Source organism: Halomonas sp. M4R1S46, from assembly GCF_025725685.1.
Taxonomy (GTDB): Bacteria; Pseudomonadota; Gammaproteobacteria; order Pseudomonadales; family Halomonadaceae; genus Halomonas.
In genome coordinates this window covers 3,983,643-3,997,099 of sequence record NZ_CP107008.1, presented here as the reverse complement: position 1 = coordinate 3,997,099, position 13,457 = coordinate 3,983,643, and the positions used below count along the sequence as shown (strand labels likewise).

Sequence of the window (13,457 nt, the reverse complement as noted above, 5' to 3'; positions counted from 1 at the left end):
CGCCTCAGGCGATGTGCTTGACCTTCTCGGGCAGCAGACCCTTGGGCGCGAAGCGCAGCACCAGGGTGATCAGCAGCCCGATGACGAATACCCGGGCCTGCAGGGCCCGGCTGTCCAGGTTGGTGGGGGCGTCCCAGCCGAAGGCGCCCTCGCCGAAGGACACCGCCAGTTCCATCAGGAACAGCGCCAGGGGTTCGGACATCAGCCAGATGATGTACACCGCCACGGCGCCGAAGATGGTGCCCAGGTTGTTGCCGGGGCCGCCGAGGATGACCATCACCAGCACCAGGAAGGTGTGGTTGAGCGGCAGGTAGCCCTGGGGGTCGAAGAGGCTGTTGAAGCTGCCCAGCACGGCGCCGCCGATGCCCATCAGGATGCAGCCCAGCACGAAGATCTCCAGCCGGCGCCGGTTGATGTTCTTGCCCATCGCCGAGGCCGAGACCTCGTTGTCGCGGATGGCGCGGATCATCCGTCCCCAGGGGGCGTGATAGGCGCGATGCAGCAGGAAGAAGATCCCCGCGATCAGTACCGCCGTCACCGAGAAGTACAGCGCCCGGGCCAGGGTGAAGCCGACCTCGGCGGGCCCCGGCACCGGCCAGGGCAGCGGCGAGACGGTGGCCGTGCCGCGGGTCAGCCAGTCGGAGTTCTTGAGGAAGGCCTTGATGATCTCGGCGATGCCGAGGGTGGCGATCGCCAGGTAGTCGCTGCGCAGGCCCAGACAGATACGGCCGATGAAGTAGCCCACGCCCCCGGCCAGGGCCCCACCGAAGATCCAGCCCACCCAGGGCGGCAGGCCCAGCCCACCGACGAAGTCGGCCCGGGACTCGATCTGGTCGGTCACCTCGCGTAAGGCGCTGATCACCACCAGGTAGAGCACCACCGCCAGCAGCACGGCGCTCACGGTGCGCAGCTTCTTCGGCACCCCCAGGCGGTCGAGGCGGGAGGCGCCGACCACCAGGAGCACGGCACCGACGCCGTACAGCAGCACCCGGGCCAGCTCGCCGGGCAGCTCGCTGCCCCAGAAGGCCTCGTTGACCGGCACGCTGAAGAACATGGCGCAGAAACCGCCCAGGGCCACGAAGCCCATGACCCCGGCATTGAACTGGCCGGCATAGCCCCACTGGATGGTCAGGCCCAGCGCCAGGATGGCGTAGCAGGCGGCCTCCACCAGCATGCGGGTGCTGTAGGCCGCCCCCATGACGCCGTAGACGCCGAGCACGGCGGCCAGCAGGACCAGGAAGAGGATGACTTCGCGCAGCGGGAAGCGGCGCGGGGCGGCGACGCTATCGGTTGTTGTCTTGTCCATCAGATCACCTTGCCCTTGAAGATGCCGGTGGGGCGCCACACCAGGATGACGACGAGGATGAAGAAGGGCACCACGATCTTGTATTCGGTGCCGACGAAGGCCAGGTTGCCGGGCAGCGACAGCCATTCGGGCAGGCTGTCGCGGAAGGGCCGCAGCAGCACGTTCCAGTTGAACACCGCCAGGGTCTCGGCGAAGCCGACCACGAAGCCGCCGGCGATGGCGCCATAGGGATGGCCGACGCCGCCGACGATGGCCGCGGCGAAGATCGGCAGCAGCAGGAAGAAGCTGAGGTCGGGCTTGAAGGTGACGTCCAGCGACAGCAGGGTGCCGGCGATGGCGGCCAGCCCGCCGGCGATCATCCAGGTCACCGCGACGATGGTGTGGGTGTTGATGCCCGAGGCCTGGGCCAGGTCGGGGTTGTCGGACATGGCGCGCATGGCCTTGCCCAGCCGTGAGCGGCTGAGGAAGAAGTGCAGGCCCACCACGGCGACGATGGTCAGCACGAAGAGGTAGAGCTGGGGCTCGGTGATCACCACCGGCACCCGCACGCCCTCGATGGGCAGCGCCAGGCGGAAGATCTCCTTGCGGTCGTCCACGTAGAGGCTCTGGCCGCCGGTGCCGGCGAACAGCCGGATCAGCCCCTGCAGCATCAGGGCCACGCCCAGCGAGGCGATGACGAAGACGATGGGCTTGACCCCGTGGGCGCGCAGCGGCTTGTAGAAGGCCCGGTCGATGCCCACCGCCAGGGCGGCGGTGAGGACCATGGCCAGGGGCAGCATGACCAGCGGGGTGGGCACGCCGATGGCGGCGCCGGCCTGGGGGAAGAGGGTGGTCAGCAGCAGCACCATGAAGGCGCCGAAGGTCATCATGTCGCCATGGGCGAAGTGGGCGAAGCGCATGATGCTGAAGATCAGCGTCACGCCCACCGCGCCGATGGCGTAGATCGAGCCGGTCACGCTGCCGGCGATCACCACGTTGTTGATGAAGAAAACGAGTTCGTTCACGGGACGTCTCCGATGGTCCGGCGTGGCGGGCTCAACCGCCCAGGAAGCTCTTGGCGACCTCCGGGTCGGCCAGCAGGGCCGCCCCGGTGTCGGTGAAGCGGTTCTGGCCGTTGGCCAGCACGAAGCCCTTGTCGGCGATGGCCAGCGCCTGCTTGGCGTTCTGCTCGACCATCAGGACGCCGACCCCGGCCGCGTTGATGGCCTTCACCCGTTCGAGGATCTCGTGCATGTACAGCGGCGAGAGCCCGGCGGTGGGCTCGTCGAGCAGCAGCAGCTCGGGTTCGGCCATCAGTGCCCGGCCCATGGCCACCATCTGGCGCTGGCCGCCGGAGAGCTCGCCGGCGGGCTGGCGGCGCTTCTCAAAGAGCGGCGGGAAGAACTCGTAGACCCGGGCCAGCATGCGCTTGACGTTGTCCGGCTTGAGGTAGGCGCCCATCTGCAGGTTTTCCTTCACCGTCAGGCTCGGGAAGACGTTGTATTCCTGGGGCACGAAGCCCATGCCCTTGTGCACCAGCTTGTTGGTCGGCAGGTTCTGGATGGGCTCGCCGCGCAGCCGGATCTCTCCCTGGCTGACGTGGAGCAGGCCGAAGATGGCCTTGAGCATCGTGGACTTGCCGGCGCCGTTGGGGCCGATGATGACGCCGATCTCGTCGGCCTCGATGGTCATGTCCACCCCGTTGAGGATGTTCATGCCGCCGTAGCCGCCATGCACGTCCCGTGCGTCGAGTAATGCCATAGGTGCTTCTCTGCGTTGGTGGGCGGGATCATGCCGCCCTTGTTGTTGTACCGGCGCCCGGCCGTCAGGCGGCACCGGTGTCCTCAGGCGGTGGTAGAGCCAAAGTAGGCCTCGATGACCTCGGGGTTGTTCCGGATCTCCTCGATGGTGCCCTCGACCATCACGCTGCCCTGGGCGAGCACGATGACCGGGTCGCAGAGCCGGGCGATCATTTCCATGTCGTGCTCGATGACCAGGAAGGTGTAGCCCATCTCGCGGTTGAGGCGCTCGATGTTGCCGACCAGGTCGCCGAGCAGGGTGCGGTTGACCCCGGCGGCGATCTCGTCGAGCAGCACCACCCGGGCGTCGGTCATCATGGTGCGGCCGAGCTCGAGGAGCTTCTTCTGGCCGCCGGAGAGGTTGCCGGCGAGCTCGTTGCGCACATGGTGCAGGCTGACGAAGTCGATGACCTCGAGGGCCCGGCGGCGCACCTCGGCCTCCTCCATGCGCACCAGGCCCGGTTGGAACCAGGTGGAGAAGAGGTTCTCGCCGGCCTGGTGGGGCGGCACCATCATCAGGTTCTCCAGCGCCGTCATGTTCGAGAACTCGTGGGCGATCTGGAAGGTACGCAGCAGGCCCTTGCGGAAGAGCTCGTCGGCGGGATGGTTGGTGATGTCCTCGCCGTCGAACAGCACCTGGCCGCTGTCCAGCGGCAGGGCCCCGGCGATGATGTTGAACAGCGTCGACTTGCCGGCGCCGTTGGGACCGATCATGCCGGTGATCGAGCCCTCCTCCACCTGAAGGGAGCAGTCGTTGATGACCGTCAGGCCGCCGAAGGCCTTGTTGACGTGTCGTACGTCGATGATGGCTGACATGTCACACCCCTGGTGAGTGGTTCGTTGTTGTGGTTGGTGCGCGGCGGTTCATGATTCCTGGCGCTCGGCCAGGAAGGTGCGACCGGCGGCGAAGGCACCGACGATCACCACGGCACCGATGGTGGGCAGCAGGTAGCCCTCCACCTGGGGAATGGTGCGCAGGAAGACGAAGGCCACCGCCGCCGGGGCGATGAAGCGCACCAGGAAGCGCCAGACGCGGAACCAGGTCTCGTTGGTGCGCATCTCCTTCATCACTTCGCCATGGGTCAGGGCCCAGCCGGCAAACAGCGCGATCAGCATGCCGCCCAGCGGCATGAAGATATTGGTGAGCAGCTCCAGCAGCCCGAAGGCACTGCGCCCGAACAGGGTGTGGAAGAGGGTCGCCTCGGCCATCAGGTTGAAGCTGAACACCGTGAGCAGGCCCAGGGCCCAGCTGGCGATGACCATGGCCGACACGGCCTGGGGACGCTCGAGGTCGAAGCGCTCCACCAGGAAGGCGGCCACCGGCTCGATCAGCGAGATCGCGGAGCTGATGGCGGCGCCCAGCACCAGGATGAAGAAGACCCCGCCCAGCAGGGCGCCGCCGGGCATCTCGGCGAAGGCCAGCGGCAGGGTGACGAACATCAGCCCGGGCCCTTCGCCGGGGTCGAGGCCGGCGCCGAAGACCAGGGCGAAGATCGCCAGGCCGGCGATCATCGCCACGGCGGTGTCGACCACGGCGATGGCGAAGGCGGTGCGGGTCAGGGAGGCGTCGCTGGACATGTAGGCGCCGTAGGCCATGATGGCGCCCATCCCCAGGCTCAGGGTGAAGAACGACTGGCCCATGGCCTGCAGCCAGCCTTCCAGGCTGAGGTCGGCCACGTTGAAGGTGAACAGGAAGGTCGCCGCCGCGGCCAGGTCGCCGATGGCCGCGGAATAGGCCAGCACCACCATGAGGATCACGAACAGCGCCGGCATCAGGATGCGCAGGCCGTTCTCGATGCCGCGGTGGATGCCCAGGCCGACGATCAGCGCCGAGGCGCCGATGAACAGGGAATGGTAGAGGGTCAGCAGCGGCGGGGAGGCCAGCAGGGCGTCGAAGCTGGCGGCGATGGTCTCGGCGTCGGCGCCGTCGAGGCTGCCGGTGAGCATCAGCCCGGTGTAGTGCAGCGCCCAGCCGGCGATCACCGAGTAGAAGCTCAGGATGATGAAGGCCGAGGCCGCCCCCAGCCAGCCGATCGTCTCCCAGCCCCGGGAGGTCTTGTGGGTGCGGGTCAGGAAGCGCATGCCCATGATCGGGCTGCGCCGGCTGTTGCGGCCGAGCATGATCTCGGCGATCAGGATGGGGATGCCCACGGCGAAGATGGTCAGGGCGTAGATCAGGATGAAGGCGCCGCCGCCGTTCTCCCCGGTGAGATAGGGGAAGCGCCACAGGTTGCCGAGGCCCACCGCCGAGCCGACCGCGGCCAGCAGGAAGGTGCCCTTGTGCGTCCAGACGTTGTGCGTGCTCATCGGGTGTCCGCAATTGCGTGTCGGCCTTGTGGGCCGGCGATGGTCTCTGCGCCGGGGTTGCCGGCTCGTCTGACGACCACTGTGCGATATCGAACGACCGCTTGACCAGTCGACTTGCGTTTAGGGGCCGTTGGCGGGGCGGATGGTATCCCCGCGGCGAATCAGTCCCGTTCGTCGTCGTCTTCCGCCTCCGGGTGGTGGGGCTCCATGGCACGGCTGGCGTCCGGCAGGCGCACCGTGTCCCCCAGCGCCAGGTCGCCCACGCTCTGCTTGCGTCGGCCGTTGTCCGCGGCGATCAGCGCCACCACCTCGCCGATGCTGGTGTCCTCGACCCGGGCATCGACCCGCACCCGTACGGTGAAACCGCGCAGCCGCGCGCTGATGATGCTGCCCACGCGGGGCTCCGGGTAATCCTGGGGATGGTCGGCGTAGTAGCGCAGCACGCTGGCGCTGCCGGGATCGTCCCACTCGACATGCTTGTGCATCGGGGCCACCTCCATGAAGAATGACTGAAGCTTCAGCATAGTCCCCGGCGGCGGGCGGAGGCCATAACGCAAGAGCCCGCCGGGTGGCGGGCTCTTGATGGGGCGGCGCAGCGGGCTTACTTCTTCTTGGCGCGCTTGCGCTCGTTCTCGCTGAGGTGCTTCTTGCGCAGGCGGATGTGGTTGGGGGTGATCTCCACCAGCTCGTCGTCATCCAGGAACTCGATGGCCTGCTCCAGGGTGAAGCGCACCGGCGGGGTCAGCACGAGGTTCTCGTCGTTGCCGGAGGCGCGCATGTTGTCGAGCTTCTTGGCCTTGGTGGGGTTGACCACCATGTCATCGGCGCGGTTGTTGATGCCTACCAGCATGCCCTCGTAGACCTCGGTGCCGTGCTCGACGATCAGCTTGCCGCGATCCTGCAGGGCGAACAGCGCATAGGCCAGCGCCTTGCCGGAGACCATGGAGACCAGCACGCCGTTGCGCCGCTCGATGGAGGCGTCGGGCTTGAGCGGGCCGTAGTGGTCGAAGCGGCTGGTGAGGATGCCGGTCCCGGAGGTCAGGGTCAGGAACTGGCCGCGGAAGCCGATCAGGCCGCGCGCGGGGATGATGAAGTCCAGGCGCACCCGGCCCTTGCCGTCGGGGTTCATGTTGGACAGCTCGCCCTTGCGGTAGCCGAGCTCCTCCATGATGGCGCCCTGGTGCGCCTCCTCGCAGTCGATGATGACCTCTTCGTAGGGCTCCTGCTTGACGCCGTCGATCTCGCGGATGATCACCTCGGGGCGACCCACGGCCAGTTCGAAGCCCTCGCGACGCATGGTCTCGATCAGCACCGAGAGGTGCAGCTCGCCGCGGCCCGAGACGATGAACTTCTCCGGGGTCTCGCCCTGCTCGACGCGCAGCGCCACGTTGTGGATCAGCTCCTGGTCGAGGCGATCCTTGATGTTGCGGCTGGTGACGAACTTGCCGTCCTTGCCGGCGAAGGGCGAGTCGTTGACCTGGAAGGTCATGGACACGGTGGGCTCGTCCACGGTCAGCGGCGGCAGCGCCTCGACGGCGGCCGGGTCGCACAGGGTGTCGGAGATGGCCAGGGCGTCGATGCCGGTGATGCAGACGATGTCGCCGGCGGTGGCCTGCTCGGTCTGCACCCGCTCCAGGCCCATGTGGGTCATCACCTGGCCGACCTTGCCCTTGCGTTCCTTGCCTTCCTTGGTGACCACCATGACCTGCTGGTTGGGCTGGATGGCGCCGCGGGTGATGCGGCCCAGGCCGATGACGCCCACGTAGCTGTTGTAGTCCAGCGCCGAGATCTGCATCTGCAGCGGGCCGTCGAGCTCGACCTTGGGCGGCTCGACGATGTCGACGATGGCCTGGAACATCGGGGTCATGTCGTCGGCCAGCTCGTCGGGCTCGGGGCCGGCGACGCCGTTGAGGGCGGAGCAGTAGATGATCGGGAAGTCGAGCTGCTCATCGGAGGCGCCGAGGTTGTCGAACAGGTCGAAGATCTGGTCGATGACCCAGTCCGGGCGGGCGCCGGGACGGTCGATCTTGTTGACCACCACGATCGGCTTGAGGCCCTGGTCGAAGGCCTTCTGGGTGACGAAGCGGGTCTGCGGCATGGGGCCGTCCACCGCGTCGACCATCAGCAGGACCGAGTCGACCATGGACATGACGCGCTCGACCTCGCCGCCGAAGTCGGCGTGTCCGGGGGTGTCGACGATATTGATGTGGTAGTCCTGCTCTTCCGGGCTCTGCCAGCGGATCGCCGTGTTCTTGGCCAGGATGGTGATGCCGCGTTCCTTCTCCTGGTCGTTGGAGTCCATGATGCGCTCCTGGCCCTCCGCCTTGCGGTCCAGGGTGCCGGACTGCTGGAGGAGTTTGTCGACCAGGGTGGTCTTGCCGTGGTCGACGTGAGCGATGATGGCGATGTTGCGAAGATTCTCGATCACGACGGGATCCTGCTGGGAAAAGTGGGGCCGCATTATAGGGTCAGGGCCATGACCGCTACCAGCCTTGTTGGCGGGAATCCGTCCAACAAGTTCGGCGAGTCCATGGATTCAATGACCTGCAGGGACGGCGCCGGTTCCCCAGCGGGGCCCCGACGGGCGAGGCGGGGCACGGCGAGTCGCCGCCGTCGTGCATCATTGTGGTGCATCCCTTTTTCTTGTGCGCCATAAGAGGGCATTTTCGGGGCGCCGACATGCTTCATGGCGGGGCATTCCTCGGGCACCGATGCAGGGCAATGTCGCGGGAGAAGTTTTTTCCTGTTCCTGTTCAGCGTCTTATCGTGGTTACGGGAGGAGGCATCGGCAAGCTGGCATGCTTTCTGCTTGCTCATGGGCAGTGCCATGGTCGTGCATGGCGTCGTGGGCAGTGAGCCCATGGCATGCTACAACGTCGTCTGGACAGGCCGGCTTGCCGGCACCCGGCGGCAGAGAACAAGCGGAATACCCGAAACCAAGCCATCTAGTGGAGGACCTCATGTCCGAGAAGACGCTCGCCCTGATCGAAGAGCATGATGTGAAGTGGATCGACCTGCGCTTCACCGACACCCACGGCAAGGAACAGCACGTCACCATTCCGGCCCGCGACGTCGATGAGGAGTTCTTCGAGAACGGCCAGATGTTCGACGGCTCCTCCATCTCCGGCTGGAAGGGCATCAACGAGTCCGACATGATCCTGCGTCCGGAGGACGGCACCGGCTTCCTCGACCCCTTCACCGAAGACGCCACCCTGGTGCTGCGCTGCGACATCATCGAGCCGGCCACCATGCAGGGCTACGAGCGCGACCCGCGCTCCATCGCCAAGCGCGCCGAGGCCTACCTGCAGTCCACCGGCCTGGGCGACACCGCCTTCTTCGGCCCGGAGCCCGAGTTCTTCATCTTCGACGAGGTGCACTGGAAGGCCGACATCGAAGGCGCCATGTACAAGATCACCTCCGAGGAGGGCGCCTGGGCCACCGACCGTCAGGTCGAGGGCGGCAACCTGGGCCACCGTCCGCGGGTCAAGGGCGGCTACTTCCCGGTGCCCCCGGTGGACAGCTTCCACGACATCCGCGGCGCCATGTGCAACACCCTGGAGGCCATCGGCCAGTCCGTCGAGGTGCATCACCACGAGGTGTCCAACGCCGGCCAGAACGAGATCGGCGTGAAGTTCAACACCCTGGTGAAGAAGGCCGACGAGCTGCAGGAAATGAAGTACGTCGTGCACAACGTGGCCCATGCCTACGGCAAGACCGCCACCTTCATGCCCAAGCCCCTGGTCGGCGACAACGGCTCCGGCATGCACGTCCACCAGTCCTTCTGGAAGAACGGCCAGAACCAGTTTGCCGGCGACGAGTATGCGGGCCTCTCCGAGATGGCGCTGTACTACATCGGCGGCATCATCAAGCACGCCCGGGCCCTGAACGCCTTCACCAACGCTTCCACCAACTCCTACAAGCGTCTGGTGCCGGGCTTCGAGGCGCCGGTGATGCTGGCCTACAGCGCCCGCAACCGCTCCGCTTCCATCCGCATCCCCTACACCGCCAGCCCCAAGGGCAAGCGTGTCGAGGCCCGCTTCCCGGACCCGACCGCCAACCCCTACCTGTGCTTCGCAGCGATGCTGATGGCCGGTATCGACGGCATCAAGAACAAGATCCACCCCGGCGATGCCATGGACAAGAACCTCTATGACCTGCCGCCGGAAGAGGGCAAGGAAGTGCCTACCGTGGCCGAGAGCCTCGACCAGGCGCTCGCGGCGCTGGACGCCGATCGCGCCTTCCTGGTCGAGGGTGGCGTCTTCACCGACGACATGATCGATGCCTACATCGAGCTCAAGGAAGAGGACGTCGAGCGCCTGCGCATGACCACCCATCCGGTCGAGTTCGACATGTACTACAGCTGCTGATGGCGGCGGCGCCCAGGCGCCGCGTCCGGCACTCAGAGGCACGCCCATCGGGCGTGCCTCTTTTTTTCAGGGCAGCCGCACATGCCCGGCGACGCCTCGGGCGAAGCCCATCACCGCGCTCCGGCCATCCGGCGAGGCTGCAACGGCGTTCCGTGAGCCGCCACTTCTGGGCTAGGCTTGTCATAGGGTGCCGCCCTGCTGCCTCATGGGGCAGGGAGCGCCCAACGGCCATCCAGGAGAGACGCATGAACAAGGCACTCGTGATGCTGGTGCTGGGCCTGTCGGTGAGCCTGACGGCCGGTGCCGAGACCATCTATCGCACCACTGACGCCCAGGGCAATGTCGTCTTCACCGACGATCCGGAGCGCGGCGGCGAGGCGGTGAAGCTGGACCCGTTGACCGTGGTGCCCTCCCGGGAGGTCCGCGCGCCGAGCCTGTCGCCGGTGGTGCAGGGCGAGGAGGCGCCGAGCGCCGCGGGCACCGCCCCGGGGCAGCCGTTCATGCCCTATGACATGTTCTCGATCCTGTCGCCGGATAACCAGGCCACCCTGTCCACCGGGGCCGCCGGCAATGTCCAGGTGCGCCTGGGCATCCAGCCCGCGCTGCGCGAGGACCATCGGGTGCGCCTGCTGCTCGATGGCCGGGTCAGCCAGTCGGCCATGCATACCGATACCTTCCTGCTCTCCAACCTCAACCGCGGCGAACACCAGCTGCAGGCCGAGCTGCTCGATGCCACCGGCGCCGTGCGCCACCGCACGGCGCCGTTGACGCTCTATGTCCAGCGGGCCAGCGTCAACCTGCCCCAGAATCCCAACAACCCGGGCAGTTAGCTGCCCCTTCGCCGGCCACATCGACCGCTGTGTCCGGACGGCACCTTCAGGCCCTGTCATCCGCCCCCGGTGCGCGATGACGGGGGCTTCAATGCCTTCGACCATGCCGACCGGGTCAAGGAAGGCAGCGCCTTCGAGCATGCCGAGCAGCTGCGCGATGGCGGCGGCCTGCGCGACGGCGAGGGCGACCGCGAACGCCATGAGCGCGAGCGTCGCTCCCGGTTGCGCCATCATCGGCATCCCGATGCCCCCTGAGTCGCCTTCCCGGCGTGCGTGCACCTGCCTGGTGCACTAAAGTGGTGCAAGACGTCCGCGCCGATCCACCCTGTCGCGCCGCCCTGTCGCGCCTCCCCGAAGTGGCGCGCTTCTTGCACCGCTTTATGGCCAGTCCACGACCGCCTCTTGCCGGGAACGCACCATGTATCAACGCCTGATGGAACATCTCACCACCGCCGTCCTGCTGCTGGACGGGGAGCTGCGCCTGCGCTGGATGAACCCCGCGGCGGAGGCCCTGCTCGCGCTGAGCCGTTCCCGGGTGGTGGGCCAGCCCCTGCCCGGCCTGGTGGTGGGCGAGGAGGACATCGGCGAGGTGCTCACCAAGGCCCGCGACGAGTTCCATCCCTTCACCCAGCGCGAGGCGCGCCTGATCCGGCCCACCGGTGAGCCGCTGACCGTGGACTATACCGTCACCCCGCTCTCTGCGGACGAGCTGCTGCTGGAGATGGAGCCCCGGGACCGGCTGCTGCGCATCTCCCGGGAGGAGGCGCTGCAGACCCGCCAGGAGACCATCAAGGTGCTGGCCCGGGGGCTGGCCCACGAGGTGAAGAATCCCCTCGGCGGCATCCGGGGCGCGGCCCAGTTGCTGGAGCGTGACCTGGAGAGCCCGCAGCTCGCCGAATTCACCCGCATCATCGTCGAGGAGGTCGACCGGCTGCGCGACCTGGTGGACTCGATGCTGGGCCCCAATCGCCTCAATCGCCACGAGCCGCTGAACATCCACAGGGTGCTGGAGCGGGTTCGGGCCCTGCTGGCCGTGGAGCATCCCGAGGTCGCCATCAGCCGCGACTACGACCCCAGCCTGCCGGACCTGATGGGCGACGAGTCGCAGATGATCCAGGCCATGCTCAACGTGGCCCGCAACGCGGTCGAGGCCATGACCGAGTCGGGCATGGACGCGCCCACCCTGGTGCTGAAGACCCGGGCCCGCCGCCAGTTCACCCTGGGCGCGGAGCGCCATCGGCTGGTCTGCGAGGTGTCAATCATCGACAACGGGCCGGGCATCCCCGACGGCCTGCGCGAGACGCTGTTCTATCCCATGGTCTCGGGGCGCGCCGAGGGCAGCGGCCTGGGACTGTCCATCGCCCAGTCGATCCTGCACCAGCATCAGGGCCTGATCGAGTGCGACTCCGCGCCGGGCCAGACCGAATTCCGACTGCTGATACCGCTGGAGAAGTGCCATGACTGAAGCCGCTCGCGTCATGGTCGTCGATGACGATCGTGCCATCCGCTGGGTCCTCGAACGCGCCCTGGCCCAGCCCGACCTGGCCGTCGAATGCCTGGAGCGGGCCGACCAGGTGCTGCCACGGCTGCTCGAGGATCCGCCCGATGTCCTGGTCACCGATATCCGCATGCCGGGCATCGACGGCCTGGACCTGATGGCGCGGGTGCGCGATGCCCATCCGGACCTGCCGGTGATCGTGATGACCGCCCACTCCGACCTCGACAGCGCGGTGGCCTCCTACCAGGGCGGGGCCTTCGAGTACCTGCCCAAGCCCTTCGACGTGGACGAGGCCCTGGCCCTGGTACGCCGCGCCGTGGCCCATGCCCGCGAGCGCAAGCGTCCGGTCAGTGCCCCGGAGGGGCTCGACACCGAGATCATCGGCGAGGCGCCGGCGATGCAGGAGGTGTTTCGCGCCATCGGCCGCCTCTCCCAGTCGCATATCACGGTGCTGATCAACGGCGAGTCGGGCACCGGCAAGGAGCGCGTGGCCCAGGCGCTGCATCAGCACAGCCCGCGGGCCGGCAAGCCCTTCATCGCCCTGAACATGGCGGCGATTCCCCGCGACCTGATCGAGTCCGAGCTGTTCGGCCACGAGAAGGGCGCCTTCACCGGGGCCACCGCCCAGCGCCAGGGGCGCTTCGAGCAGGCCAATGGCGGCACCCTGTTCCTCGACGAGATCGGCGACATGCCCGCCGAGACCCAGACCCGCCTGCTGCGGGTGCTGGCCGACGGCGAGTTCTACCGGGTCGGCGGCCACACCTCGGTGAAGGTGGACGTGCGCATCATCGCCGCCACCCACCAGAACCTGGAGGGCCTGGTGGACGAGGGGCGCTTCCGCGAGGACCTCTTCCACCGCCTCAACGTGATCCGTATCCACCTGCCGAAGCTGGCGGATCGCCGCGAGGACATCCCGCGGCTGGCCCGGCACTTCCTGGCCGAGGCGGCCAAGGAGCTCTCCACCGACGTCAAGGTGCTGACCCGGGAGGCCGAGGAGCACCTGACCCGTCTGGCCTGGCCGGGTAACGTGCGCCAACTGGAGAACACCTGCCGCTGGCTGACGGTGATGGCCTCGGGGCGCGAGGTGCTGGTCGAGGACCTGCCGCCGGAGTTGCGCGAGGGCGGCGATGGCGGGGTCTCCGGCGACTGGCGGCTGGCCTTCCGCGACTGGGCGGATCGCGCCCTGGCCGCCGGCCATACCCACCTGCTGGAGGAGGCCGTGCCGGACTTCGAGAAGATCCTGATCGAGACGGCGCTCAAGCATACCGGCGGGCGCAAGGGCGAGGCCGCCGAGCTCCTGGGCTGGGGGCGCAACACGCTGACCCGTAAGCTCAAGACGCTGCTGCCGGAGATGGCGGAGGATTGACGGAA

General features: G+C 67.5%; 12 protein-coding genes. 5 read left to right on the top strand and 7 right to left on the bottom strand.

Annotated features, from left to right (window positions below; genetic code table 11):
- Positions 1-4: 4 nt before the first annotated feature.
- From OCT48_RS18470 to typA, 7 genes are all read right to left on the bottom strand, one after another.
- Entirely contained in the window at positions 5-1,306 is a 1,302-nt protein-coding gene (locus OCT48_RS18470) for a branched-chain amino acid ABC transporter permease (protein WP_263590589.1), read from the bottom strand.
- Positions 1,306-2,310 (bottom strand): branched-chain amino acid ABC transporter permease, encoded by a 1,005-nt coding sequence (locus OCT48_RS18465; RefSeq protein ID WP_263590588.1) that lies wholly within the window; start codon positions 2,308-2,310, stop codon positions 1,306-1,308. The genes OCT48_RS18470 and OCT48_RS18465 overlap by 1 nt, the downstream gene beginning before the upstream one ends.
- A 31-nt stretch (positions 2,311-2,341) precedes the next feature.
- Positions 2,342-3,046, bottom strand: coding sequence for an ABC transporter ATP-binding protein (locus OCT48_RS18460; RefSeq protein ID WP_263590587.1), 705 nt, complete (start codon positions 3,044-3,046; stop codon positions 2,342-2,344).
- Between the two features lie 83 nt (positions 3,047-3,129).
- Positions 3,130-3,900 (bottom strand): ABC transporter ATP-binding protein, encoded by a 771-nt coding sequence (locus OCT48_RS18455; protein ID WP_263590586.1) that lies wholly within the window; start codon positions 3,898-3,900, stop codon positions 3,130-3,132.
- A 48-nt stretch (positions 3,901-3,948) separates the two neighbouring features.
- Entirely contained in the window at positions 3,949-5,391 is a 1,443-nt protein-coding gene (locus tag OCT48_RS18450) for a sodium-dependent transporter (RefSeq protein ID WP_263590585.1), read from the bottom strand.
- A gap of 161 nt (positions 5,392-5,552) precedes the next feature.
- Complete coding sequence (locus OCT48_RS18445) at positions 5,553-5,876, bottom strand: hypothetical protein (protein WP_263590584.1); 324 nt, start codon at positions 5,874-5,876, stop codon at positions 5,553-5,555.
- Between the two features lie 116 nt (positions 5,877-5,992).
- Positions 5,993-7,819, bottom strand: coding sequence for a translational GTPase TypA (typA, locus tag OCT48_RS18440; RefSeq protein WP_263590583.1), 1,827 nt, complete (start codon positions 7,817-7,819; stop codon positions 5,993-5,995).
- 532 nt (positions 7,820-8,351) lie between these two features.
- Between typA and glnA the strand changes: the two genes are divergently transcribed.
- From glnA to ntrC, 5 genes are all read left to right on the top strand, one after another.
- Positions 8,352-9,758 (top strand): glutamate--ammonia ligase, encoded by a 1,407-nt coding sequence (gene glnA / locus OCT48_RS18435; protein ID WP_263590582.1) that lies wholly within the window; start codon positions 8,352-8,354, stop codon positions 9,756-9,758.
- Between the two features lie 245 nt (positions 9,759-10,003).
- Positions 10,004-10,588, top strand: coding sequence for a DUF4124 domain-containing protein (locus tag OCT48_RS18430; protein ID WP_263590581.1), 585 nt, complete (start codon positions 10,004-10,006; stop codon positions 10,586-10,588).
- A 69-nt stretch (positions 10,589-10,657) separates the two neighbouring features.
- Positions 10,658-10,843: a hypothetical protein gene (locus tag OCT48_RS18425; RefSeq protein WP_263590580.1), complete on the top strand. Its 186-nt coding sequence runs from the start codon at positions 10,658-10,660 to the stop codon at positions 10,841-10,843.
- A gap of 163 nt (positions 10,844-11,006) precedes the next feature.
- Complete coding sequence (glnL, locus tag OCT48_RS18420) at positions 11,007-12,053, top strand: nitrogen regulation protein NR(II) (RefSeq protein ID WP_263590579.1); 1,047 nt, start codon at positions 11,007-11,009, stop codon at positions 12,051-12,053.
- Positions 12,046-13,452, top strand: coding sequence for a nitrogen regulation protein NR(I) (gene ntrC, locus OCT48_RS18415; protein WP_263590578.1), 1,407 nt, complete (start codon positions 12,046-12,048; stop codon positions 13,450-13,452). Before glnL ends, ntrC begins: the two co-directional genes overlap by 8 nt.
- Positions 13,453-13,457: the final 5 nt, after the last annotated feature.

What these genes read in the sequence shown, in the direction of transcription:
- ntrC (WP_263590578.1), top strand. Translation starts at nt 12,046, where the DNA reads ATGACTGAAGCCGCTCGCGTCATGGTCGTCGATGACGATCGTGCCATC.
- OCT48_RS18430 (WP_263590581.1), top strand. Translation starts at nt 10,004, where the DNA reads ATGAACAAGGCACTCGTGATGCTGGTGCTGGGCCTGTCGGTGAGCCTG.
- OCT48_RS18455 (WP_263590586.1), bottom strand. Translation starts at nt 3,900, where the DNA reads ATGTCAGCCATCATCGACGTACGACACGTCAACAAGGCCTTCGGCGGC.
- OCT48_RS18450 (WP_263590585.1), bottom strand. Translation starts at nt 5,391, where the DNA reads ATGAGCACGCACAACGTCTGGACGCACAAGGGCACCTTCCTGCTGGCC.
- glnA (WP_263590582.1), top strand. Translation starts at nt 8,352, where the DNA reads ATGTCCGAGAAGACGCTCGCCCTGATCGAAGAGCATGATGTGAAGTGG.
- OCT48_RS18470 (WP_263590589.1), bottom strand. Translation starts at nt 1,306, where the DNA reads ATGGACAAGACAACAACCGATAGCGTCGCCGCCCCGCGCCGCTTCCCG.
- glnL (WP_263590579.1), top strand. Translation starts at nt 11,007, where the DNA reads ATGTATCAACGCCTGATGGAACATCTCACCACCGCCGTCCTGCTGCTG.
- OCT48_RS18445 (WP_263590584.1), bottom strand. Translation starts at nt 5,876, where the DNA reads ATGCACAAGCATGTCGAGTGGGACGATCCCGGCAGCGCCAGCGTGCTG.
- OCT48_RS18460 (WP_263590587.1), bottom strand. Translation starts at nt 3,046, where the DNA reads ATGGCATTACTCGACGCACGGGACGTGCATGGCGGCTACGGCGGCATG.